General features: G+C 71.0%; 19 protein-coding genes and 2 pseudogenes. 13 read left to right on the plus strand and 8 right to left on the minus strand.

The annotated features are described in order from the left end of the window. Nucleotides 1-53 precede the first annotated feature (53 nt). The 4 genes from ACWD5Q_RS21450 to ACWD5Q_RS21465 are packed head-to-tail and all read left to right on the plus strand — an operon-like array spanning nt 54 to nt 8,419. Nucleotides 54-1,577, plus strand: a complete 1,524-nt coding sequence (locus ACWD5Q_RS21450) for a TIGR02677 family protein (RefSeq protein WP_451428624.1) — start codon at nt 54-56, stop codon at nt 1,575-1,577. Continuing rightward, the gene (locus tag ACWD5Q_RS21455; RefSeq protein ID WP_451428625.1) at nt 1,574-3,049 is read left to right on the plus strand and encodes a TIGR02678 family protein; all 1,476 of its coding nucleotides are present in this window, start codon (nt 1,574-1,576) and stop codon (nt 3,047-3,049) included. Before ACWD5Q_RS21450 ends, ACWD5Q_RS21455 begins: the two co-directional genes overlap by 4 nt. Further along, complete coding sequence (locus ACWD5Q_RS21460; protein ID WP_451428626.1) at nt 3,046-7,188, plus strand: TIGR02680 family protein; 4,143 nt, start codon at nt 3,046-3,048, stop codon at nt 7,186-7,188. The genes ACWD5Q_RS21455 and ACWD5Q_RS21460 overlap by 4 nt, the downstream gene beginning before the upstream one ends. Beyond that, on the plus strand, nt 7,178-8,419 hold the full coding sequence (locus tag ACWD5Q_RS21465; protein ID WP_451428627.1) for a TIGR02679 family protein: 1,242 nt from the start codon (nt 7,178-7,180) through the stop codon (nt 8,417-8,419). The genes ACWD5Q_RS21460 and ACWD5Q_RS21465 overlap by 11 nt, the downstream gene beginning before the upstream one ends. Here the strand turns inward: ACWD5Q_RS21465 and ACWD5Q_RS21470 are convergent. Further along, nucleotides 8,419-8,571: pseudogene (locus tag ACWD5Q_RS21470) on the minus strand (hypothetical protein); the annotation flags it as partial. The gene ACWD5Q_RS21465 and the pseudogene ACWD5Q_RS21470 sit on opposite strands and share 1 nt — an antisense overlap. A gap of 243 nt (nt 8,572-8,814) precedes the next feature. On the opposite strand from ACWD5Q_RS21470, the gene ACWD5Q_RS21475 reads away from it, so the two are divergent. Then, nucleotides 8,815-9,474 (plus strand): PstA family ABC transporter permease, encoded by a 660-nt coding sequence (locus tag ACWD5Q_RS21475; protein WP_451428628.1) that lies wholly within the window; start codon nt 8,815-8,817, stop codon nt 9,472-9,474. Between the two features lie 778 nt (nt 9,475-10,252). Here the strand turns inward: ACWD5Q_RS21475 and ACWD5Q_RS21480 are convergent. Together ACWD5Q_RS21480 and ACWD5Q_RS21485 are read right to left on the minus strand one after the other, a co-directional pair. Next, nucleotides 10,253-11,125, minus strand: a complete 873-nt coding sequence (locus tag ACWD5Q_RS21480; protein ID WP_451428629.1) for an ImmA/IrrE family metallo-endopeptidase — start codon at nt 11,123-11,125, stop codon at nt 10,253-10,255. A gap of 188 nt (nt 11,126-11,313) precedes the next feature. Then, on the minus strand, nt 11,314-11,784 hold the full coding sequence (locus ACWD5Q_RS21485) for an ATP-binding protein (RefSeq protein WP_451428630.1): 471 nt from the start codon (nt 11,782-11,784) through the stop codon (nt 11,314-11,316). Between the two features lie 159 nt (nt 11,785-11,943). On the opposite strand from ACWD5Q_RS21485, the gene ACWD5Q_RS21490 reads away from it, so the two are divergent. Together ACWD5Q_RS21490 and ACWD5Q_RS21495 are read left to right on the plus strand one after the other, a co-directional pair. Next, a complete protein-coding gene (locus ACWD5Q_RS21490) occupies nt 11,944-12,816 on the plus strand; it encodes a helix-turn-helix domain-containing protein (RefSeq protein ID WP_451428631.1) in 873 nt (290 codons plus the stop codon). Then, nucleotides 12,813-13,001, plus strand: a complete 189-nt coding sequence (locus ACWD5Q_RS21495) for a DUF397 domain-containing protein (RefSeq protein ID WP_451428632.1) — start codon at nt 12,813-12,815, stop codon at nt 12,999-13,001. The genes ACWD5Q_RS21490 and ACWD5Q_RS21495 overlap by 4 nt, the downstream gene beginning before the upstream one ends. A gap of 230 nt (nt 13,002-13,231) precedes the next feature. Here ACWD5Q_RS21495 and ACWD5Q_RS21500 read toward each other — a convergent pair whose 3' ends face one another. From ACWD5Q_RS21500 to ACWD5Q_RS21510, 3 genes are all read right to left on the minus strand, one after another. Further along, nucleotides 13,232-14,623: a cation:dicarboxylate symporter family transporter gene (locus ACWD5Q_RS21500; RefSeq protein ID WP_451428633.1), complete on the minus strand. Its 1,392-nt coding sequence runs from the start codon at nt 14,621-14,623 to the stop codon at nt 13,232-13,234. A 567-nt stretch (nt 14,624-15,190) separates the two neighbouring features. Beyond that, entirely contained in the window at nt 15,191-15,379 is a 189-nt protein-coding gene (locus ACWD5Q_RS21505) for a hypothetical protein (RefSeq protein WP_451428634.1), read from the minus strand. Between the two features lie 111 nt (nt 15,380-15,490). Further along, nucleotides 15,491-16,165 carry a hypothetical protein gene (locus ACWD5Q_RS21510; RefSeq protein WP_451428635.1) on the minus strand — a complete coding sequence of 225 codons (675 nt, stop codon included), beginning with the start codon at nt 16,163-16,165 and terminating at the stop codon, nt 15,491-15,493. A 333-nt stretch (nt 16,166-16,498) separates the two neighbouring features. Between ACWD5Q_RS21510 and ACWD5Q_RS21515 the strand changes: the two genes are divergently transcribed. After that, nucleotides 16,499-17,194 carry a glycerophosphodiester phosphodiesterase gene (locus ACWD5Q_RS21515; RefSeq protein WP_451428636.1) on the plus strand — a complete coding sequence of 232 codons (696 nt, stop codon included), beginning with the start codon at nt 16,499-16,501 and terminating at the stop codon, nt 17,192-17,194. 225 nt (nt 17,195-17,419) lie between these two features. On the opposite strand, the gene ACWD5Q_RS21520 is transcribed toward ACWD5Q_RS21515, so the two are convergent. After that, nucleotides 17,420-18,073, minus strand: a complete 654-nt coding sequence (locus ACWD5Q_RS21520) for an SUKH-3 domain-containing protein (RefSeq protein WP_451428637.1) — start codon at nt 18,071-18,073, stop codon at nt 17,420-17,422. Between the two features lie 56 nt (nt 18,074-18,129). Between ACWD5Q_RS21520 and ACWD5Q_RS21525 the strand changes: the two genes are divergently transcribed. Together ACWD5Q_RS21525 and ACWD5Q_RS21530 are read left to right on the plus strand one after the other, a co-directional pair. Beyond that, nucleotides 18,130-18,246, plus strand: coding sequence for a helix-turn-helix domain-containing protein (locus tag ACWD5Q_RS21525; RefSeq protein ID WP_451428674.1), 117 nt, complete (start codon nt 18,130-18,132; stop codon nt 18,244-18,246). A 27-nt stretch (nt 18,247-18,273) separates the two neighbouring features. Continuing rightward, the gene (locus ACWD5Q_RS21530; protein WP_451428638.1) at nt 18,274-18,822 is read left to right on the plus strand and encodes an SMI1/KNR4 family protein; all 549 of its coding nucleotides are present in this window, start codon (nt 18,274-18,276) and stop codon (nt 18,820-18,822) included. A 173-nt stretch (nt 18,823-18,995) separates the two neighbouring features. Here the strand turns inward: ACWD5Q_RS21530 and ACWD5Q_RS21535 are convergent, their stop codons facing one another. Beyond that, nucleotides 18,996-19,913: a class I SAM-dependent methyltransferase gene (locus tag ACWD5Q_RS21535; protein ID WP_451428639.1), complete on the minus strand. Its 918-nt coding sequence runs from the start codon at nt 19,911-19,913 to the stop codon at nt 18,996-18,998. 537 nt (nt 19,914-20,450) lie between these two features. On the opposite strand from ACWD5Q_RS21535, the gene ACWD5Q_RS21540 reads away from it, so the two are divergent. The 3 genes and pseudogenes from ACWD5Q_RS21540 to ACWD5Q_RS21550 all read left to right on the plus strand — a co-directional run bounded on the left by ACWD5Q_RS21540 (nt 20,451) and on the right by ACWD5Q_RS21550 (nt 23,099). Next, nucleotides 20,451-20,627: a hypothetical protein gene (locus ACWD5Q_RS21540; RefSeq protein WP_451428640.1), complete on the plus strand. Its 177-nt coding sequence runs from the start codon at nt 20,451-20,453 to the stop codon at nt 20,625-20,627. Nucleotides 20,628-20,975: 348 nt separating this feature from the next. Beyond that, a pseudogene (locus ACWD5Q_RS21545) lies at nt 20,976-22,349 on the plus strand (ATP-binding protein). A gap of 309 nt (nt 22,350-22,658) precedes the next feature. Then, on the plus strand, nt 22,659-23,099 hold the full coding sequence (locus ACWD5Q_RS21550) for a beta family protein (protein WP_451428641.1): 441 nt from the start codon (nt 22,659-22,661) through the stop codon (nt 23,097-23,099).

Consider the following 23,099-nt stretch of genomic DNA (forward strand, 5'->3'; position numbering starts at 1 on the left):
AGACTGGGTCTCGCTCATGCTGTCCCCGACCGAGCGAGAGAGTGATCGCACCTGTGACCGACGAGTCCACGGCCCCGGAATCCGCCGACGAGGACGCTTTCGGTATCGACGCGTTCACTCTGGACGACCGGCTGCGGCTGTTCCATTTCGCCGCCGCCGAGAAACGCCACGAATATCTGTGGCTGTTGCGTGCTTTCGACCGGGGGCGGGCCAACTACCAGGTGCTGCTGCACGCCTCGGACGCGGCGGGGCTCCTGAAGCGGCTCGCCGCCGACCACCCCGGCGTGGCGGCCGTCGGGGACGTGCAGCCGCTGCTCGACGCGCTCGCCGACTGGCAGGTCCTCGACCGGTCGTACGACGGGACGCGCGCCGCGAACCTCGCCGAGTACCGCAACCGGCACTACGTCTACCAGTTCACGCAGGCCGGTTACCGGGCGTACCGGGCCGTGGAGGACGTTCTCGGCGCGCGGCTGGAGGACGCCCAGCTCTCCCGGCTCGTCTTCCCCGACATCCTCGCCGACCTTCACGCGCTGGCCGACGCGAACGCCGTCGGCGACGCCGAGGAGGTGTACCGCAAGCTCGGCCGCCTGGACTCCGTACTGGGCGAGATGGCGCAGCGCGCCGCCCGGTTCTACCTGATGCTCGGCGACCTGGCACGGACCAACGACACCCGGCCCGAGGTGTTCCTCGCCCACAAGGACGCCCTGCTCACGCACATGCGGGAGTTCACCGCCGAACTCGGCCGCTACGCCCCTCTGCTCGCCGAGGCCGTCGAGAAGACCGCCGCCACCGGCGTCGACCGGATGATCGAGCATGCGGCCGAGGCCGACGAGCGGCTCTTCCGCAGCCCCGCCGAACGCCTCGAGGACTGGCGGCAGCGGTGGCAGGGCATCGTCCACTGGTTCGCGGAGCGCGAGCACAGCGAGGCCGAGCGGCTGCAGGACGCCACCGTCACCGCCATCCGCTCCATCCTCGCCCTGCTGCGCCGGGTCACCGAGGCCCGCCGCGGCGGGGTGAGCCGGGAGAGCCAACTGCGCCACCTCGCCCAGTGGTTCACCTCGTGCGAGAGCGACGAGGACGCGCATGCTCTCTTCCAGGCCGCTTTCGGGCTCGGCGCGCCCCGCCACATCGCTGTCCCGTACGCCGACCCCGAGCTGATCCCGGGACGTACGTCCTGGTGGGAGGCCGAACCGGTCGAACTGGCGCGCACCCTGGTTCAGTCCGGCCGCAGCCCCGGCCTGCACGGCCCCGGCCGTATCGAACGCAACGAAGCCCAGCGGGAACGGCTGCGCGCCGAGCAGGTGCGGCAGCAGGCCGAGCGCCGCAGGGCCGCCGCCTCGCTCGCCGCGGACGGCGCGCACGGCAGGATGCTGGACGAGGCCGAGACGCGGGTCCTGCTGGCGCTGATGGACGTGGCGCTCGCCGCGCGTGTCCCGGCCAGCCGCAGCGTCGGCGCCGCCTCCGGCTCCGCCCACGGCGTACGCCTCACCCTGACCCCCGTCGAGGGCTCCACCACCGTGCACACCGTCCGCGGCAATCTGCACCTGAACGGGCTGCGACTGGAGGTCACGGCATGAGCGTGGCGCGAAGCACCTCCGCCCCGGGCGGCGTCGGGCGACGGGTGGGGCAGCGTGTCGCCGAGCGTGTTTCACCTCTCGAACTCGCCGACTACCAGAAGGCCGTACGGCTGGTCCTGCGGCATCCGCTGATCACCTCCTCGTACCCGGACCGGGCTGCCCTGCCGACCGTGCGCCGCTGGGCCGAGCAACTGCGCACCGACCTCATGGAGGTCCTCGGCTACCGGCTCGTCACCACGGCCGACACCGCCCGGCTGCTGCGCGTGCAGGACCACCTGGACGCGACGCGGCCCGCCGTCACCCGCGCCGGCCGCCCCTTCGACCGGCGCCGCTACGCCTACCTCGTCCTCACCCTCGCCGCCCTCGGCCGCCACGGCGCGCAGGTCGCCCTCGGTGAACTCGCCGACGCGGTCGCCGCCGACGCCGCGCGCATCGACGGCCTCGGCCTGGACACCACCCGCAAGGCCGACCGGGACGCCTTCGTCGACGCCGTCAGCTGGCTCACCGAGCGCGGCGCCCTCGCCCTCACCGACGGCTCCGCCACCGCCTGGGCCGGCGACCCCGAGCGTGCGGAGGCCCTGTACGACATCGACCGCGAGATTCTCACCGCCGTTCACCGGCCCACCCGAGTCCTGCAGCACCTCACCTCGGTGACCGGGCTCCTCGATTCCGGCAGCGGGCTGGGCCTGGCCACGGGCCGCCACGCGCAGCGCCGCGATCAGGCCCGCCGTGCTCGCCGTCTCGTCCTGGAGAACCCGGTCGCGTACTACGCCGACGCCGAGCCCGAGCTGCTCGGTCAGTTGCGTGCCCCTTCCCTCGCCGAGGATCTGGAGCGTCTGACCGGCCTTGCCGTGGAGCGCCGTGCCGAGGGCGTCGCGCTCGTCGACACCTCCGGCAGGCTGTCCGACGTCCGTTTTCCCGGTGGCGGCACGGTCGCCCAGGCCGCACTGCTCCTCGGCGCCCGTATCAGCGAGGCCGCCCGGCGCACCGGGCGGCACGCCCCCGACCTGCTGCCGGCCCCGACGGCCGCCGAACGCCTCGCCGCCCGGGCCCGTCGCATCGACGCGGCCCTCCCGGCGCGCGGACCGCTCGCCGCACTCTCCGCAGCGCAGGAGGAGCCGGCGTACGAGGCGCGTGAGGCGACGCGGAAGGAGGACGAGCCGGAGGAGGTCCGCTACCCCTTCGTCACCGACTCCTGGCTGCGCGGCAGGCTCAAGGAGATCATCGGAGAGTACGGCAAGGGCTTCGCCGCCGACCTGCGCGAGGACCTTGACCGGCTGCTCGCCCAGGTCCTGGAGCTGCTGGCCGCCCTGTCGCTGGTCGCCCGCCTCGACGGCGGTGTCCTCGTGCTTCCGCTCCTCGCCCGCTACCGCGGGGTCAGCGTTCGGGTGAAGACCCGGATCCCCGCCCCGCGGCCCGCCGCCCAGACCGCCCCGTTCACCGACGACACCGTGAAGGACCCGACGCCGTGAGCACCCCGGCTCCCGCCCCGGCCAGCACCCCGCCTCCCGCCCCGGCCGGCACCCCCACTCCGTCCCCGGCCACCCGTTACGTCCCCACTCGCGCCGGGATCGTCAACCTCTGGGACTACCGGGACGAGGAGTTCTCCTTCGCCGGCGGCTGGCTGGTGCTGCGCGGGCCCAACGGCTCCGGCAAGACCAAGGCCCTCGAAGTGCTCTTCCCGTTCGTCCTCGACGGCCGTATCGATCCCAAGCGGCTCAACCCGTTCGCGGCCGAGGACCGCACGATGAAGTCCAACCTGCTCTTCCGCGGCCAGGACAGCGCACTCGGCTACGTCTGGATCGAGTTCACCCACCGCGACAGCGGCCAGGCCATCACCTGCGGCATCGGCCTGCACGCCCAGCGCCACCGCGACACCCCCGCCCGCTGGCACTTCGTCACCGACGGCCGCGTCGGCCAGGACTTCTCCCTCCTCACCGACGACGACCGGCCGATGACGAAGAAGCAGCTCGCCGCCGAGCTCGGCCACGAGCTGATCGCCTCCCCGACCGACTACCGTGCCGCCGTCGACCAGCGGCTGTTCGGCCTCGGCCGGGAGCGGTACGAGCAACTGCTCACCCTCATCCTCACGCTGCGCCGCCCGCAGCTCGCCAAGAACCTCGACCCGGCCAAGCTCTCCGACACCCTCACCGAGGGCCTGCGCCCGCTGGACGACGACCTCATCGCCGAAGCGGCCCGTTCCTTCGACGACATGGAGTCCGTGCAGCGCACCCTGGAGGGACTGGCCGCCGCCGACGACGCCACCCGGGCCTTCCTCGCCGGCTACTCCACCTACCTGCGGGTCCACGCCCGCGTGGCCGCCGACAAGCTCACCGCTCGCCGCACCGAGAGCGCCGCACGCACCGCCGCCCTGGACATCGCCGCGGCGGAGCTGACGGCGGCCCGCGAGCAGCGGGCCGCCGTCGAGACCCGCGCCGGGACCGCCGACGCCGCGCTCGGCGCCCTGCGCGCCCGCCTCGACCAGTTGCGCTCCTCGGCCGCTTACCAGGCCGTCGAGCAACTCGCCGACCTGGAACGCCTGGTGCGTACCTGCGAGCACACCGCCCAGCAGGCCACCGCCGAACGCGAACGCCGTACCGCCGCCACCGGCCGCGCCCGCGCCGAAGCCGAACGTGCGGCCCGGCTCGCTGCCGAGATCGAGGCCGCGGCCTCCCGTGACGCCGCCGCCGTCGCCGACCACGCCCACACCGCGAGCATCGTCTGGACGCCGGCCGACGCCGAGCCCGCCCGGCTCGCCGAGCGGTCCGCCGCGCTCGCCACCGCCCGCCACGACGGCGTGCGGGCACTACGTGCCGCCCAGCAGGACGCGCGCAGCGCCGAGCAGTCCCGCGACCTCGCCCGCAGCGCCCTCGACCGTGCCGAGCAGGCCGTCACCGGAGCCGAAACCGCCGAAGCCAAGGCGGAGCAGGCCGTCGAGGCCTCCCGCGTACAGGCGCGGGAGGCGCTCACCCAGTGGACGCGGGCCCACGAACCGCTCCTCCCCGAGGGCGCCGCCGACCGCCTCGCCGAAGCCCTCGAGCGCACCGGCGAAGACGTCACCGGCGACGGGGAGGCGGCCACCCTCGCCGACACCTTCAGCGACGCCGTCGCCCCCGCCGTGCAGGAGCTGCGCGACACCCTCGCCGCCCTGCGCGCCCGGCGCACCGACCTGGAACGCCGCCGCACCGAGACCGAGGCCGAGCGTGATCACATCGCCGCCGAGCGAGACGACGCCCCTCCTGCCGCCCGAGGCCGCACCGCCGACCGGGCCCAGGAGGCCGGCGTACCGCTGTGGCAACTCGTCGACTTCACCGAGGAACTGACGGGGAAACAGCGGGCTGGCCTGGAAGCCGCCCTGGAGGCCTCCGGCCTCCTCGACGCCCTCGTCACCGCCGAGGACACCCCGGTGCCGGCCGGACACAGTGACGGCTACCTGCACGCCCGCACCCCCGTCGACGGGCCCAGCCTCGCCGGCCTGCTGCGCCCGGAGGACGGCACGCCGATCCCCGCCGAGCGGGTCACCGCCGTCCTGCGTTCCATCGCGGTCACCTCCGACCCCGGCTCTGGCGCTGCGCGGATCACCCCGGACGGCCGGTATGCCGCAGGCGTTCTCGTCGGCGCGCACACCAAGGAGCACGCCGAGTACGTCGGCGCCACCGCTCGCGAGCGCCGCCGCGCCGCCCGTATCGCGGCCTGCGAGGCGCTGCTCGCCGAACTCGCCGCGGACATGGAGGAGTCGGCGCGCTCGCAGGCCCGTACCGAGACGCGACTGGAGGCGTACGCCGCCGCCCGCGCCGCTCTGCCCCGCACCGCCGGCATCACCGCCGCGCTGCGCGAACTCGACAAGGCCGCGGCGCGGCTGCGTGCCACCCGCGAGGGCGCCGACGCCGCCCAGGCCTCGTACGACGAAGCCGTGGCCGCCTGTTCGGTCGCCGAGCGTGCCCTGCGCCGCACCGCCGCCGAGCACGGCATCGCCCCCGACCGCGTCGACGCCGTCGAGACGGCCACCCGCGCCTTCGAGGCGGCGGTACGCGAACTCGCCGCCCGCCGCCGCGAACACGCCCGGCAGACGGAGGCAGCCGAAGCCGCCGCCGACCGGCTGAGTGCGGCCGCCGAGGACGAGGAAGCCGCCCTGGACGCCGAGCGCACCGCGCGCCGCCGCCACGCCGAGGAGGCCGCGGGGCTCGACGCCCTGCAGGAGGCCGTCGGCGCGGAGGCGCAGGAGGTGATGCGCCAGGTGCGGGAGGCCGAAGACGCCCTCGACGGCGCGGTCCGGGAGGCCGAGACGGCTACCGCCGCCCTGCATTCCGCCATCGCCGCCACCGCCTCCGCCGAGGCCCGCAGCACTGCGGCGGCCGAGGCCCGCTCCGTCGCCGCCGCGGAGGAGAAGGACACCGCCCGGGGCCTCGCCCCGTACGCCACCCGTGAACTCCTCGACATCCTGCGCTGCCCGCCCGGCCTCAACTGGCCTGCCCAGGAAGCGGACTGGGCGGGCCCGGAGCTGCCCGCCGCCGCGGTCGCCGTTCATGAGGCGATCCTGGCCGCCACCCGCGACCTGACGCCCACGGAGACCAGCGTCAAGCAGTCCGTCACCCGCCTGACGAAGGCCCTGGACGACCTGCAGGCCCAGCTCGCCGCCGCCGGACAGGACTACCGGCCCGAATGGGACGGCTCGGACGGCGTCATCGTCGTACGCGTCGCCGACGAGGAAGGCCCGTTGCCCGTCGCCTCCTTCGCCGAGAAGATCGCCGGGCACCGCCGTGACCAGGCCGCGCTGCTCAGCGACTCCGAGCAGCGCATCCTCGAGGACGCCCTGCTCACCCGGCTCGCCCAGCAGATCCACGACCGCACGGTCGACGCCCGCGACCTCATCCGGCGCATGAACGCCGACATGCGGGAACGCAGGATGTCCTCCGGCACGACGGTCGGCGTGAGCTGGCTGCTCGCCGACGACCTCGACGACGAGCAGCGCGCCGTCAGCGCACTCCTCGACGCGGACGCCGCCCGGCTCGGCCCCGAAGGGCTCGCCCGGATCCGTGCCCACTTCGCCGCACAGATCAAGAACGCCCGCGCCCGGTACCGCGACCTGCCCTACCGCGAACTGCTGGCCCAGGTGCTCGACTACCGCCGCTGGCGGCAGTTCGCCTTCCAGCTCGTACGCCCCGACAAGAGCGAGGAGCGGCTCACCCGCGCCCGGCACAGCCGCCTCTCCGGCGGCGAGCAGTCCGTCTCGCTGCACCTGCCGCTGTTCGCCGCCGCGCACGCCATGCTCAACTCCGCACACCCGCACGCCCCGCGGCTGCTCGCCCTGGACGAGGCGTTCGCCGGCGTCGACGACACCGGCCGCGGCGAACTGATGTCGCTGGCCGCCCAGTTCGACCTCGACCTCTTCATGACCGGATACGACCTGTGGGCCGCACACGCCTCCGTCCCGGCCGCCGCCCACTACGACCTCGCGCACTCGGCGATCGACCACACCGTCTCCGCGCTGCTGCTCCTGTGGGACGGCGAGAAGCTGCTCGCCGACGACATCGGCCGGCTCACCGTGGCCCTCGGCTCACCCGGCACCCGCCGCGTACCCGGGCCGAAGGAGGCCACCGTTGCCGACTGAGCAGGACGACTACGAGGAACTGCGCGGGGAGGGCTGGACCCGGCTGCTGGCCGCCGCCCGCCGCAAGCTGGAACGCACCTCAGGCGCGCTCGACGGCGAGATCGGCCTCTTCGCCCCCAGCGAGACCGAACGCCGCACCGTCATCGGCGTCACCGGCCGCTACCGTCCCGAGACCGCCAAACGCCTCGCCGTCCCTCTGACAGCCCTCGACGCCTACCTGTACGACCGCTACGGCACCGGCCTGCTCCAGACCCTCGGCCGCCTGAACGGCCCCCTGCGCGACCGGCCCGCCGAACGCGCCGACGAGGACACCCACCGCGAACAGGTCCTTGCCTCCGCCTACTCCAGCCGCCTCGCCACCGAGAGCTGGTTCGCGTCCTGGCTGGACCGCCTCGCCGCCGACGGCACCCTGACCCGCCTTCTGCGCCGCGGGGACGCACCCTTGATCGACGCGGCGGTGCGCGTCCTGGAAAAACTCCCCGAGGACGCCTCCCGCATCCTGCCGCTTCCGGTCCTCGCCGAGTGGGCCACCGGCGACACCAAAGCCCTCGTTCCCGGAACCCCGCTCGAACAGCTTGTCCTGCGCGCCCTCGCCCAGCGCACGGGCGACGACGTCCCGCGCGAGAGGGCCGGACGACGTGCCCTGTGGGAGAGCGCGGGCGCCATCGCCGACGACCTCGCCAGCCAGGTCCTCGTCCTGGGCGTCCGTCCCGAGGGCGACACGGTGGTCTGCGACTGGCTGCACGATGCCGCCGACTTCGGCATCCCGTTCCGGCTCACCCTCCACCAGCTCGCATCCGATCCCGTCGTCCCCGCCGCCGGTGACCTCTTCGTGTGCGAGAACCCGGCCGTCCTGCGCGCGGCCGCCGCCGAACTCGAAGCGGGGAGCGCGGCCCTGGTGTGCACCGAGGGCGTACCGTCCGCTGCCTGTCAGAAGCTGCTCGCCGACGCGGCACGCGCCGGAGCCCGGCTGCACTGGCGGGCCGACTTCGACTGGACAGGCCTGCGCATCACCGCCGCCGCCGTGGAACGCCACGGGGCCCACCCCTGGCGCATGACCACCGCCGACTACCGGGAAGCCCTCGGTCAGGGCCAGGCCACGCCTCTGGGCGGCCCGCCCGCGGCAAGCCCCTGGGACCCCGAACTGGCGCGGGTCATGGCGGAGTCGGGGCAAGCCGTCATGGAGGAGCGCCTGTTGCCCGCGCTCCTGGCCGACCTCACGCGCACCTGACGCCGATGCGGACCGCCACCCGTGGCACCCGCCCGGCAGCGATAGGGCCTGCTGTGACGTGCGCGTGTGGCGCGAGTCCTGGCGGCCGGCTCCCTGATGCTGATGTCCTCTTCGACGCCCGTCGGCGTGCGCAGGACGCGGAGGGTGGCCAGGGCGGGGCGGTCGGGATGGCCCGACGGCGGTCAGCCCGGTGCTGGTGGTGAGGACGTCGGCGGCGGGAGCGGTGGTGATCACGAGCGGTTGGCGCGGCGGTTCGCAGACGTGAGAGGACGCCCCGGGTATCGCGCGGCCGGCGGCCGTGTCCGGGGAGGGTGGGCTGTCGGCCGAACTGCAACACATCCAGGAAATGTGCTGCACTTGCGGATCCCACTGCCTGAGTACAGCCGCCCTACCTGGTGCCCGGCCCCTTCGCCCGCTTCGTGCGCACCATCGTCGAGGCGATGACAGCGCTGCCGTCGATCGTCGCGGGCCTGTTCGTCTACGCGACCGCGATCCTCGGACTCGGCCTGGACCAGTCCGGCCTCGCCGCCTCACTCGCCCTCTCGGTGATGATGCTGCCGATCATCATCCGCGCCGCCGACGTCGTCATCCGCCTGGTGCCCGGCACCCTGCGCGAGGCCGCGTACGCCATGGGCACCTCCCGCTGGCGCACGGTCTGGCACATCGTCCTGCCCACCTGCCGCTCGGGCCTGACCACGTCCGTCATCCTCGGCACCGCGCGGGGCATCGGCGAGACCTCGCCCGTGCTGCTGACCGCGGGCTTCACCTCCGAGCTCAACCTCGACCCGCTGCACGGGCCGATGGTCTCCCTGCCGCTCGCGACCTTCGAGTTCGTCAAGTCGCCCGAGCCGACCATGATCTCCCGCGGCTTCGGTACGGCCGCCCTGCTCATGGCGCTGGTCCTGCTGCTGTTCGTCGCCGCCCGCGTCATCGGCGGGCGCGGCCCCGGTCAGTTGACGCGCCATCAGGAGCATCGGCGTGTGCTCGCGTCCCGGCGGGACGCGCACCGCTTCGCCCGGCGTACGGGACGGCCGGCACCGGCCGCCCCGTGGTGAGCAGTTCAAGAACAACACCGTCGACTTCGCGGTCTCCGAGATCCCGCCGGACCGGGCACGCAGCGGGCACGGTTGTCCAGTGATCCTCCGGGCAGGGGAGAGATAGGGGGTACCCGGAAGCGTGGGGCTGTGGCCCTGACGCCGGGAAGAGCGGCAGTGTCATGATTCCTGCTTCGGTACGACCGTGTGTAGCGCGCAGGGGTGGGGCGGATGGTTTGGTGGTGTTTGTTCGGGGTCGGCGCTGTTGTGTCAGTGCTCGTGGCTGTGGGTGGAGTTGCCGCCATCAGAACGGGATGGCTACCTCGGTGGATAGGCAAGAGGACGTTCCGGCCCCGGTTGTGGGGGTACGGGGCGCTTCTGTTGTCGACGGACCTTGCTTTGCAGCTGGTGGTCTGGGTAATTCCCAGTCCGCGCGTACAAGACCTCTTTCGTGGCGCAGGATTCGTGCTGCTGCTGGTCGGATTGGGGCTGCTGCAGGCCTCGCAGCAGCCAGGGCGGACCCGTTGAGGTTCGCGGCCACTCACCACTCGCCTTGACCACTCCCTCAACCCACCACCTTCCCCCGCTCCCATCCCTTCTGCCGTCGACCCACACACCGTGGAGCGGGCGTGGTCCGTGGCGTCCAGGTGGAGCGCGCCACTGTACGAACGACCTGGACGCCAGGGACCGCGTCTGCTCGGTTGCAAGGACCACTCGTCGGCGAGCCGCCGTCCGTCCGTGTCGTCCATCAGCAGGGTGACCTCATGCCCCTGCTCGGACAGGTGCACGCCATGAAAGCTCACTCCGACCGCTGCTCCTGTCCGTCCTCGGGCGGCTCCGTGGCCCGGTGCGCCGGCCTGCCGCGACGGGCGATGAGGCCTCGTACGTCGACGCGCCCCGACAGCACGACCTGGGGTGGCCGGATACCGGCTTCGTCCAGTTCCCGCTCGGTCGTGCGCGGCTCGGCGCCGCTCAGCGACGCGATGGCCCGCACCCCGATGCGTCCAGCCCGGTAGGCCTCGACAGCCCGCTCCATGATCCGACGCGGTGGCCGCACGCGCGCTGCGGCCTCGCCCTCCACGATGTACTGAGGCCCCCAGCCGTAGGTCCACGCGAGTTCGCGCGAAAGGCACTCCATCCAACGGCGGACACCCTCTGCCGGGGCCAGCAGATGCCGAGCGAAGGCGTCGCACCGCTTCTCGGCCGGTGTCCGTCGGCCGTCCAGCCGGTGCGCGGCCACACCGTCCGACAGCAGTACGTGGCCCAGCTCGTGCGCCAGTGAGAAGCGCTGCCGCTCGGACACGTGTGACGTGTTGACGACCGAGATCGTTACGTCGCGCTCGGGGTCGAGCGCGGTGAATCCGGATACGCCCTGGGGAAGCGTGAGCGCGGCCGTGTCCAAACCGATCGCCGACTCCACGAGTTCGGCGAGGTCCGGGACGGGGACGAAACCGAGCCCGAGGCGTTCACGAAGCTCTTCCGCCAGCTCCTGACCCTCGCGCTCGGCATCGACGACCTGTGTGAGGGTCCGCTTCAGTCGAGCCGCCCGCTGCCGGTTGGCTCTGTGACCGTCCGGCACGAACCGGTCGAGACGATCATCGAGGGCCAGGATCTCGCCGACCAGGCCTTCGGCCTGCTTCAGCTCCTCCTCGGCGCGCGCGATCCGGTTCAACGCAGGAGGAGGGGTCCGGGCCGCCTGTCGCGGGCTCGCGGACTCTTCCGCGCGGCTCAGTGTCCCGTCGACCGGTTCGGGTCCGGCAGCTGCTCACCTGGGGGCCTGGTCCGGGCTCATCGGCTGTGCCGGACGGCTGTGCTCAGCCGCCTGCCGCGTACCGGGCGAACCGTGCCCAGCCGTCGCGGTCAGGTTCCCCCGCTGTGCGTGTCCGGGCCTGGGGTCTCGCAGGCACACTCGGCCCAGACCGTCTTGCCGCCGGGCGGGTACGGCTCGACGCCCCAGCGGTCGGCGAGGGCGGTGACCAGGAGGAGGCCGCGGCCGGACTCGGCGTCCGGGGGCGTTCCGCAGTCCGCAGGTGGCGACGGGAGGTGCTCGCCCCGGGCGTCCGTGACGGCGATACGGAGCAGGCCGGCCGTGGTGTCGAGGGTGAGGGTGAGCCGGAAGTCGCGGCTGTTGACGCGACCGTGCAGGGCGGCGTTGGCGGCGAGTTCGGCCACGATCTGCTCGGCGCGCTCGGTGACGCCGGGTGACACCGGCCACGCGCGGAGCTGCTCGACGGCGAGGAGACGGGCGAGCCGGGCTCCGCGGCGGGTGGACGACAGAAGCTGGGCGAACGTGCGTACGAGGGAGGTGAGTTGGGGCGTGGTCGCGCTCATGAGGCCACGGTGACGGGTCCGCGTGGGCGCGTTCCAGAGGCGCGGTCCGTACGCTACGTCAGCGTACGGGCACATTCCGTGGACGGTACGACGGCTCATGCGTCACGCTGGGTGTCGTCGGGTGGGGGACGGCGGGTACGGAACCGGAGGTGGCCGCGGATGACCGGCGGCGGTGTGGTGGACGACGAAGACGTGCCGGGCGGCGAGGCGGACCGGGAGCCCGACCCCTCGGACAGCCTGCGGACGTTCGGGGCGGTCATGCAGGCACTGCGCGAGCACGCGGGGTACAGCAGAACCGAGTTCGCGAACCTGGTGAGCTTCTCCAAGCACACGGTGGAGTCCGTGGAGCTGGGGCGCCGGATGCCCGACGTGGCGCTGGTGGAGCGCTCCGAGGAGGCGCTGGGCAACACGGGGGCGCTGCGGCAGGCGTCGAAGTACGTGACACGAGGGCGCGGGGACGTGGGGCTCGCGGCGTGGTTCCGGCAGTGGGCCCGGCTGGAGCGGGTGGCGGTGAGCCTGTGCACGTACGAGTGCCGGCTGGTGCCGGGGTTGTTGCAGTCGGAGGGGTATGCGCGGGCGGTGTTCGAGGGGACCGTTCCGGTGGCGCCGGACAGCCTGCTGGAGGACTTCATGGCCCGGCGGATGGAGCGGCAGCGGATGCTGTTCGAGCGGCCGACGACGCCGTTCAGCTTCATCGTCGAAGAGCACGTCTTCCGGCGCCGGTTCGGGGATCCGGACCAGATGCGGAAGATGTTGGACCATGTGCTGGAGCTGAGCGCACCGCGGAACGTGACGCTTCAAGTCGTGCCGTTGGAAGCCGGGTTGCATGCCTGCCTGGATGGGCCGGTGCAGTTACTGGAAACCCCGAAAGGGAAACGGCTCGCGTACTCCGAGGGGCAGCAGAACGGCCGTCTGATCTCCGACGTGAAAGAGGTGAGTCTGCTCTGCCAGCGCTATGACACACTGCGCTCGCAGGCCCTGAACGCCAAGGACTCGCGGGGTCTGCTGGAGCGACTCCGAGGAGAGCTATGAGCACGAGGCCGGAACTGGCGTGGTTCAAGTCCAGCTACAGCGGCAGTCAGGGTGACAGCTGTGTGGAGGTCGCCGTCACCGAACAGGCCGTGTGCGTACGGGACTCCAAGGACGTGACGCGTCCTCACCTTACTTCCGGGCGTGAGGAGTGGTCGCGGTTCGTGGGTCTCGTGGCAGACGTGTGAGCGGTGTAAGTGTCCGAGGCCGTCGGCGTTGAAGTTGTGGATCACGTTACGGACCGGTCGTCGCTGGTGAACGTCACCTCGGTGACACTGCCACGGGCAGGCCCTGCGCGGACAGCAGCACCATCGTCGGCGCAGCAGCTCGCAGCGGCCGGCCTCGGTCAGGCTCAGACCGCCGCACGCGACATGCTCACTGAGGACGAGAGCGGCCTGGCCGGGCAATCATCGCGTCCTCAGTCGGCGGCGCGGAGACCGACGGCGAGGTCGGGTTCGGCGACGGGATGCTCTGCGGCGGGCTCGGGGAGCGACCGGGAGCCGGCCAGGGCCGCGCGGGCCGCGTCCTTGTCGAGGACGCCCTCCCAGCGGGCGACCACGAACGTGGCGACGCAGTTGCCGATCAGGTTGGTGACCACACGCATCGTGTCCATCAGCCGGTCTGCGGCGAGCAGCAGCGCGATCGCGCCCACGGGCACCACGTGCAGCGCGGACACGGTGGCCGACAGCGCGAGAAAGGCGGAGCCCGGGATACCGGCCATGCCCTTGGAGGAGAGGATCAGCACGAGCAGCGCCGTGATCTGCTGGCCGATGCTCAGGTGCACTCCGACGGCCTGAGCGATGAACAACAGCGCGATCGACAGGTAGATGGACGCACCGTCGAGGTTGAACGAGTAGCCGGTGGGCACGACCAGCCCGGTCGTCGCGTCCGGGCATCCCGCGCGGCGCACCTTCCGCATGAGCTGGGGCATCACCGATTCGCTGGATGCGGTGGCGGTGGCGAGAGTGAACTCGGAGCGGGCGTATACGACGAAGCGCCACAGGCTCAGCCCCGTGAAGACCTTGAGCAGTACGGCCAGCAGCAGGACGAACACCAGTGCCGCGCCGTAGCAGGCGGCTATCAGCTTGGCGTACGAAGACAACGCGTGTGGGCCGTACTGCCCGATGAGGTAACCGGCCGAGGCGAAAGCGGCCACCGGGGCCAGCTTCATGACATAGCCGACGATCTTGGTGATCACCTCGCCGACCTGCTCCACCAGCCCCAGCACCAGGGGCGCGCGCTCCCTGCCCACGTGCACCAGTGCAGCACCGCACAGCACCGCGAGCAGCAGCACCTGCAGCACCTTGTTCTCGGCGAAGGCGTCGACCGCGCTGGCCGGTATCAGGTCGAGTAGGAAGCCGCCGACCCCCGGCAGGTGGTTCCCGGCCGTCTTGGCATCGACGGCGCCCGCGTCCAGCACGGGGTGCCCGCCGGCGAAACCGGCGCCCGGCCGCACGAGATTGCCCACCACCAGGCCGAACAGCAGCGCGGCTGTGGACACCACCTCGAACCAGAGCAGCGCCTTCACGCCGATCCGGCCGACTGACTTGAGATCACCGGCCTTCGTGATGCCGACCACCACCACGCAGAACACCAGTGGGGCGATGACCATCTTGATCAGATTGAGGAAGCCTTGGGCGATCTGCTGGAAACTGCCGGCGGCACCGGGCCACAGCTCTCCGGCCACGGCGCCCAGTGCCGTGGCCAGCAAGACGTGCAGGAACGGGGAACGAACGAGCGAGACCAGCTGACCGCCAGCGGCTGCGGTCGCGGTTGCCTGGGCGGGCGGGGCGTGCGAGGAGCGGAGCATGTGTCGGCACCTTCCGTAAACACGGACCAGACATTTCCACATTGCGGAAATTCTATTTCGCATGGAATTTTGCCCGCTGCATGTTTCCGCGGCACTTCCGGAATGTTGCCCCCCGGGGTCGCTCACGCTGCCAGGGGCCGCCGCTCTCGCCCTCGTTGAGGATGTCGCGTGCGACGGCGAGCCGGTACGGGGAGTGTTACGGCGTATGCGTGCCAGCGGCGGTGGCAGAGGCGGGCGCAGTGTTGGTGGCGGCGGCGCCAGGTGGACCACAGTTCGACGGGACGGCCGTGGAGGCCGAGGCGCACTACGCCGAGCACGGGTACGCGCACGTGGCCCGTGCCATGGCGGGCGGCCGGCCGGTACCCGGCCCAGAAAAGCGCCCCGGCAACGACAGAAAAGCCGAAGGCAAGGAATCGTCTACGCACTTGAAGGCCCGGCCGTCATGGGTGCGCGAATGTCCGACAGGGGCCTTGGCAATAGGTGTCGCTTTTCCCGTGATTGCCCGCTGTTCCCCGCCCGATCTGGTGCGGCTGTGGTGCCCGCATTCGGCATCCATGTCGGGCGCCACTACCGCGTCTGCGCCCTGTAGCGCTTCATCAGCGCAGTGATCCGTGCGTGGTCCGCCTGGCCATTGAGCTCGGCCACGAGATCGTCTGGGCACAGCTCGTAGCGGTCGCCCCACCAGCGACGTGCTCGGTTGTCCCAGATCCGGTAACCACCCGGCGCGCCCCTGGCAACGTAGCGTCTCCTGCTCACAGTTCCCCTGTTCCCGGAGCCGTTCGTACTGTCCTTCACCGAGTCGTCCCCGACGCGTGCCCCTGCGCGGGCTGCGGTCGACCGGCGGGGCAGTATGCAGCGGCCGGCCCCCTACCAGCCGAGGAGTGCGGGACCGAGGCTCAGCCCGGTCTTCTTGAGCCATTCCTCCTGGACGTCGCGGTTACGGGTGCCGATGGAGAGGTAGACCGCGTGGGTGCCAGGGGCGGGTTCGGTGCACTGGGATGTCCACACGCTGTTGAGGCAGAGCTGGACTCCGCAGAGCTTCGACGAAGACAGGCCCCGCAGAGCTCCCTCCCGGGACACGTCGAATCCCAGCGGACCCACCGCTTGGACCATGAGGTCCAACTCCGCCTCCGTGCTGCTCTCGTCGTGCTCGCGCACCATGAATGGTGGGCTGGTCCACCCGTGCAGTTCCAGTTGCAGTCCCCATTCCTCGATCAAGGGCCACACTTCGGCGAACTCGGGGCGCAGCTCGACTTCCACGCGGTAGGGGTCGCCACCGTGCAACGCGTCGGTACGAGTGACCACGCGCCAGAACTCGACCAGTCCGTCCGGCGGAATGGGGCTGTCGTCACGGCGCGTGAAGGCGCCCCGCGTGAAGTGCTGGCGCGCATGATGGAACTGCTCCGCTGTGACGACAGGGCCGACCTCGGGAGAGAACGGATCATCGACCCACTCCGCGAACACACCCAGCAGTTCACGGGCGCGTCGCAGCGCGCTCATGGCGTCTGGTAACGGCTCGAGTACCTCATAGAGCAGGGACATTCCCACCGGCGCACCTCCCGGGAGCGGAGCGTACGCACGGCACGCCCAGGTGTCGCGTGAATTAAGTGAAGTACCAGGAGGATCCGTAGACCGTACTTCCATGCGGTGACTCCAGGGGTGCGGTGGTGGTCTGCCGACCGCCGTCCGCGGAGGATCCACGCATACAGCCTGTCCCACCCTGATCCGGCCACCTGATCCCTGGACCGCGCCGGAGCGCGCGTCCGGACGGGCCCATTAGGCTTGGGCGCTCCGACGGGCACCCGCCCGCCGCCCGGCGGGGGTACGGCACTCGTGCGGCTGCCCCGCACCACCACACCCAAGGACGGCAACCGAGTGTCTTTCTTCACCATCGGCCACCGCGGCGTCATGGCCGCCGAGCCGGAGAACACCCTGCGCTCCTTCCTGCGGGCCGAGCGCGAGGGGCTGGACGGCATCGAACTGGACCTGCACCTGAGCAAGGACGGCGAGTTGGTCGTCATGCACGACGAGACCCTGGACCGCACGACGGACGGCTCCGGTCCGATAGCCGACCAGAAGCTGCGGAAGCTCAAGAAGCTCGACGCCGGCCTCGGCGAGCGCATCCCCACGTTCGGGGAGGTGCTGGACGCCGTCGGGCCGACGCTGCCGATCCAGGCGGAGATCAAGGACGTGGCCGCCGCCCGGTCACTGGCCAAGGTGCTCACCGACCGAGACCTGCTGGACCGGGTCTCAGTGCTGTCGTTCCACGACGTGGCGCTGATCGAGATCCACGACCTGCTGCCGCAGGCCCGCACCGTGCTGGTGGCAGGGCCCAGCGCGCACCGCGACACCTTCGTCGGCCGCGCTCAGAAGGTCGGTTCCACCCTGGTCAGTGTGGAGCTGCGCCAGCTGAACCGGGCCATTGTGGAGAAGTGCGGCGCCGCCGGCATCGACGTGATGGCCTGGACCGTCAACGACGAGCGAGACCTGACGCTGGCCCGGACGCTCGGCCTGGTGGGCTGCGTGACCGACCAGCCCGGCATGAAGCGGCTGGTCGAGGCCACGGCCTGACCTCAGGAGTCCGGGACCGAGCCGGCCGCCCGTGCGGTCAGGCGAGAGCATGAACGCCGTGGTCGCCGTCCCGCGCGCTGGGGAACCGGGACCACGGTGCGTTCGCCGGCGTCAGGCCGGCTGCTTGGCCAGCGTCTCGAACGCCAGGTTGTTGCGGAGCGGCAGGCCGAACCGTTTCCTGGAGATCGTTCAGCCTCCGTGGGCCGTGAGTCGGAGCTGTGCGGTTCACAAGTACGTCTTGTCCCAGCCACCTCGGACGATTGCCTGGATCGCGTTCTCAAAACCGTTGGCGACGCGCTGGATTCCTGCGTCTCCGGCAATCAGGATGTCGTCGTCCTCGGCCGGGAGCAGGTATGCGCGGCTGGAGAACGCCGCACCGATCGGGACGACGGGTTCGCCGATGCGTTTGGCGTAGATGCGCACGTTCCGCAGGGGAACGTCCAGGGCGCTCTCGGTGTCTGTCGTGAGCTCCTCTTGGCGCTGCCCCCAGGGCCAGATCACGGTGAGTACGCCGTATGTCTCCAAGAACCCGCGGAGTTGGGGAGTGACATCGACACCGTCGTCTGCGTACTGCCCGCAGGCGTCCCCAAGGTTCAGCGGACCCGCTTCGACGCGTGCCGCTCCTGCGAGAGCGTCTCGCAGCCTCCGTACGGCGGTCGGGCACCGCTGAGCGCGGCGACAGACCTGGGTGTATCCGACCGGTACCAGCAGCATGAGATCCCGCTGGTCAGCGTGTGCGCGGTTGGTGGAGATCCTCACCCCACTGACCGGCGCCACCTCGGCCGGGTTCGTGCACTCGCTGCTGCGGCGCGCGCCAGCGCCGCAGCCCGGACGAAGCGGCAGACCGAATGATGACATCAGCCTGGGAAGCTGCGGCATTTTGGGACGGATTCCATGGCTGACCTGCGCGGATCGTCATTCCACGAAGCTACGGGATCTCCGGGGTGTGGCGGCTGCTGGATCGCCTCGGCTGGTCGTGGCAGGTGCCGAAGGTGCGGGCCGTGGAGCGTAACGAGGAGGCGATGTGCCCATTCGCCCACTTCGTGATCTGACAGTGGCGGGTGATATCTATGCGCCACATGGACACTGAGCACGCTCGCCCCGAGGACCTGGCCATGCTCCGGGCGGCATTCGACACCGGGGAGCCCCTGGGCTGGGAGGCGGTCCGCGCCTTCGAGGCGGAACACGGGATCGCACTGCCCGAGCCCTACCGGACCTGCGTCGCGGAGATAGCCGACGGCTCCGGTTTCGGCCCGCCCGACTACGGCCTGGTGCCGCTGGCCGAACTGCCCGACGACTGGGGTGAGGACCGCTCGGTCCGTGAGCTGGCCAAGCCGTTCCCGCTCACGGAGATGTGGGTGTGGGAGGACGACGATCTCCCGGATGACGAACTGGGCCCGATGCTGGATCCGGTCTTCGACCATGGGTCGATCGTGCTGGGCACCGACGGCTGCGGCATGTACTGGCATCTGATCGTCACCGGCCCTCACCGGGGACACATCTGGAATATCAGCGGCGAGGGTGCCGGACCGTTTGGGTCCGAGTTCGGCTTCACCACCGGCGAGTCCGGCTTTGCCGGCTGGGTCCGTCACTGGGTCGAGGGCAAGTCCTGGTCGGACGCAATGTGATCTCGAATGGCGGCTTATGGAACGTGAGGGTGGCTGGACGGCTGCCTGACACCGGTGTCGTGGACCGACCGTCTGGAAGCCGACGTTTCCTGAGAGGGCCGTTCGTGAGCTGATGCCTTTTCTCGGTGAGGTTGGGGCAGGGGCTGGACCCCTGTCTCATTCATATCCTCACGTCAGCGGCTCTCTGCCACGGCTACCCGACCCGACTGCAGGGACGATCGCCGCTGTGCCGGGCTGCCGAGGGCTTGCGCGAGGGCGAGGAGGGCGTCGTCCGATACCACCCGCAGGCCGTACTCCGCGAACAGTGCCGCCATCCGCTGCGGCCGCCACAGTGAGCGCCACGGCTCGCCCGACGTGGCGGAACTGCCGAGCACGCGTGTCAGCAGCCGCCCTGCGTCCGCCTTCACCGACGGCGCCTGATAGTTGACGACGAGTGCACTGCCCGGGACCGTCCGGGCGGCGAGCGCGGCCACCGTGGCACGCACCTGGTCGCGTGTGAGGTACGGGACGACGCCCTCCCACAGCCATGTCGTCGGCGCGGACGGGTCGTGCCCGGCGGCGTCCAACGCCGCACCGAGATCATCGACGGCGAAATCGACCGGCGTGAACCGTACGGAACGGGCGAGGGCCGGTAGCTCGGCGCCGGGGCGATCGCCCGTATCCGGCTCTCGCCCCACGTGCGCGGCTTCGGCGAGGCGGGCGAGCTTGTCCTGCTGGGAGGCCGGATGGTCGACCTCCCACACATCCGTCTGCGCGAGCTCGGGCAGACGCCACGCGCGCGTATCCAGACCGGCGCCGAGGATGACGAGTTGGTCGGTCACGTGGGCCCGCAGGGCGTCGTCGATCGCGACCGTCCGCGGTACGACCACCTCGGCGCATGCCCGCACACTCTCGTACGCGGTGCGCGCCTGCCAGCCCTTGGGCGGAGTGCTCGCGCGCACCTCGTCCACGGGCGTCCGCTCTGCGACGCGCAGCAGCCGTACCGCCACCAGATCCGCGAACCGGCCTGTGGCAACCCGTCCGTCAGCGGCTGCCCGCCCCTGGCAGACCAGCACCGCCGTCCGGCTTGCCTCGCGCCCGCTCTCCTTCACGGAGCCGTATTCAACACCACCCCAGGTGTTCAACACCACCCCCGCCCTGCCGACGTCAACAGCAACGTCGTGCACGGCACGGTCGGGCCGGTCGCCACGGTCGCCTCCGGATAGTTCACGGGCGTGTCCACGCCGGTGCGGGCCGGGCAGCTCGCCGTCGGCGATCACGGCGAGGCGGCCGGCTTCCAGCCCGCGGGGTCCATCTCCACCGGCGTCGCGAGGGCGCCAACCTCGCCGGCGTCCTGTTGGTGGCCTGGAACCACCCCTTGGTACGGCTGCTTTGCTGTGACCGTCATCAATAGATGGCCATCGTGGCGAGAACGCCGCAGGTGGCGGAGGATTGTCAATTACGGTTGGCCATTTTGAGCAGTGCAAGCTGCCAAACGTGGAACGTTGCCTCGTTCGGCCCATAGCGGTCGCTGCGGCGGATCAGTTGAGGTGTCATAACACTACGCCCCGCGCTCAGAGCGGATGCGCGGCGGGTTTCGCACTTCAGACAGGCGAACCCGTGCAAATCAGCTTCGGAAGGTGGAGACAGTGACGCAGTTCAACAAGGGCGATCGTGTCCAGTACCAGGGGCAGGACAACCAGAGGCACACCGGAGAGATCCGCCGTATCCAGGGTGAATCGCCCCAGGCGAAGTACACCGTCCGCGACGAGAACACCCAAGCGGAAGAGCAGGTCGAGGAGCGGAAGATCGAGCGGTCGCTGTAACACAGCATCGTGATGAGTCGCCCCCTGCGAGGGTGGGCGACTCATCGGCTGAGGGACTTGCTGTCCGGCGGCCGGCGTATCAACCCCGGCTATTCAGGGGAATTGGGCGAGCTGACGCCCTGACAGCAGAAAGGTGCCGCTGGCCTGCAAGGATGCGAGTGTCGAGTTCATATCCACTGCAGAAGACAGGGCACGCTTCTGGTGGAGTCAGCGTACAGCGTGGGACCGTCGGCTGCCGGTGGTGGCTGACGATAAGAGACTGATTGAATTTGCCCCGGTGTGCTGCTGGCTCGGCAGCTGGGCCTGGTGATCGAGGGCGTGGGTGCCACCCGTGGGCGGGCTGTGGTCATGACCGGTCGGCGCCGGGTGGGGAAGTCTCGCCTGGTTCAGGAGTTCTGTGACCGGTCCCGGGTTCCGTACGTGGTATTCCAGGCGACCCGGGGCCGCAACGCCGTGGCCGAGCGGGCGGACTTCACTGGGACGCTCGCCCAGTCCGCCCTACCGGGGGGCGGAGCTGGTGGCCGGGCTGCAGGCCGCGGATTGGAATCAGGCGCTGCGCTCACTGGCCGTCGCGGTTCCGGACGACGCTCCGAGCATCGCGGTGATCGACGAGGTGCCGTGGCTGGTTGAGCAGGACGCGGAGTTCGAGGGGCGCTGCAGACCGTCTGGGACCGTCACCTGTCCGCCAAGCCGGTCCTGCTCATCCTGGTCGGCAGTGACATGTCGGTGATGGAGGCGCTGCAGTCGTACGGCCGCCCGTTCTTCGGGCGGGCGGCGAAGATGACCGTACGGCCGCTGCACCTGGGCGATGTGCAGGCCATGACCGGGCTGGATGCGGCGGACGCGGTGGACGCGCTGCTGATCACCGGAGGCTTTCCGGAAATCGTTCAGTCGTGGCGGCCAGGGCTGGGCCGGGCGGACTTCCTGCGCGAGGCGGTGGCGAATCCGCTGTCTCCGCTGCTGGTGGCGGGCGAGCTCTCGCTGCTGGGGGAGTTCCCCGAGGCGTCGCACTCGCGGGCGGTGCTGGAGGCGGTGGGCAGCGGCGAGCGGACCTTCTCCACCATCGCTGCACAGGCCGGGGGAACAGGTGCCCTGCCATCGGGCACGCTGTCCCCGCTGCTGAACACCCTGCAGGCCAAGCGGGTTCTGGCGGCCGACCTGCCGCTGTCCGCAAAGGCCGACACCAAGAACAAGCGCTACCGCATCGCCGATCCGTATCTCCGTTTCTGGCTGGCGTTCCTGCAGCGGGGTATCCCGCTCATCGAGCGCGGCCGGGGCGATCTGGCCCTGGACCGCATCGAGCGGTCCTGGACCACCTGGCGCGGGCGCGCGGTCGAGCCGCTCATCCGCGAGTCGCTGCTGCAGCTGCTGCCCGACGAGCGATGGCCGGAGACAGAGGCTGTCGGCGGCTGGTGGAACCGGCAGAACAACCCCGAGATCGACCTGGTGGGCACCGACCTTCCCCAAGCTCTCAACTCCGTTCGAGCAGGGGAGACCCCAACCCCTGTGGCGGGCGCGGTGCATTTCGTCGGCTCCATCAAGTGGCTGGAGTCCCAGCCGTTCGGCCGGCGTGAATACGACGCCCTGGCTCGGGACGTACCCGCGGTGCCCGGTGCCGGGCCGGATACGCCGCTGGTCGCGGTGTCCCGCAGCGGTGTGGTCGGCAGTCTGCCGCTTGCGGCCCACTGGGGACCTGAAGATCTGGTCCGCGCCTGGCAGTAGCGGAGAGACGGTGAGACATGGGGTACATGGTTCAGGATGCTCAGTGCCGGTACGCCTCCACCCAGGCCCACCCCCTCAGGCGCGGGTTCGGGCAGCGGTGGGTCGAGGAGGCCGATCGCCTGACGGTGTCGACCGCGTCTGCACAGGGCGACGATGCCGCTGCCGGACCGGAGCCGGACGGCGGTGACGGTTACGGTGACGCCGAGCACGGCTGTGTCGAACGGGAGGGCGAGGCGGTCCTCGATGACTGCATGGAGTGCGGCGAGTTGTTCGTACTCGTCGTAGGCATCGACCATCGCCTCCGCGACCATGGCGGCGAGTGCTGTGGTGGTGGGCCTCATCGTCCGTGGTCACCTGGTGGGCACCGCCCGCCCGGAGTTGGCGAGGAGGATCGTGTACGGCGACTACTCCGTGGAGCACGCCTGCAGCGCCAACATCGCCCCCGTCCGGCAACCAGGCCCGGGCTGGAGCCTGCTGCGCTACACCACACCCGACGGCTTCCTCATCGCCCGAGCACCGACCAGGGGCCCCGACCACGTCTCCCGGGTACGCGCCCAGGCCCGCTGGATAGTCGAGCACAACGGCTTCCGCGGACTCGGCGATCCGGGCCACGCCGAAGGTGAGCGCTGGCTGCGAGCCTGCGCGTACGGTGACGGCTCGCAAGGCTCCGGCAATGCCGAGACGTGGCTCCAGGCGGGGCATACGCAGCACATGGACTTCGTCGGCCGACTGCTGACAGGCGCTTTGTGA

This window comes from Streptomyces sp. NPDC002513, from assembly GCF_053595355.1.

Coding starts and splice junctions, on each gene's coding strand:
- ACWD5Q_RS21550 (WP_451428641.1), top strand. CDS start 22,659: ATGGCGGCGAGTGCTGTGGTGGTGGGCCTCATCGTCCGTGGTCACCTG.
- ACWD5Q_RS21500 (WP_451428633.1), bottom strand. CDS start 14,623: ATGCTCCGCTCCTCGCACGCCCCGCCCGCCCAGGCAACCGCGACCGCA.
- ACWD5Q_RS21495 (WP_451428632.1), top strand. CDS start 12,813: ATGAGCACGAGGCCGGAACTGGCGTGGTTCAAGTCCAGCTACAGCGGC.
- ACWD5Q_RS21530 (WP_451428638.1), top strand. CDS start 18,274: ATGGACACTGAGCACGCTCGCCCCGAGGACCTGGCCATGCTCCGGGCG.
- ACWD5Q_RS21510 (WP_451428635.1), bottom strand. CDS start 16,165: ATGTCCCTGCTCTATGAGGTACTCGAGCCGTTACCAGACGCCATGAGC.
- ACWD5Q_RS21520 (WP_451428637.1), bottom strand. CDS start 18,073: ATGCCGCAGCTTCCCAGGCTGATGTCATCATTCGGTCTGCCGCTTCGT.
- ACWD5Q_RS21455 (WP_451428625.1), top strand. CDS start 1,574: ATGAGCGTGGCGCGAAGCACCTCCGCCCCGGGCGGCGTCGGGCGACGG.
- ACWD5Q_RS21490 (WP_451428631.1), top strand. CDS start 11,944: ATGACCGGCGGCGGTGTGGTGGACGACGAAGACGTGCCGGGCGGCGAG.
- ACWD5Q_RS21485 (WP_451428630.1), bottom strand. CDS start 11,784: ATGAGCGCGACCACGCCCCAACTCACCTCCCTCGTACGCACGTTCGCC.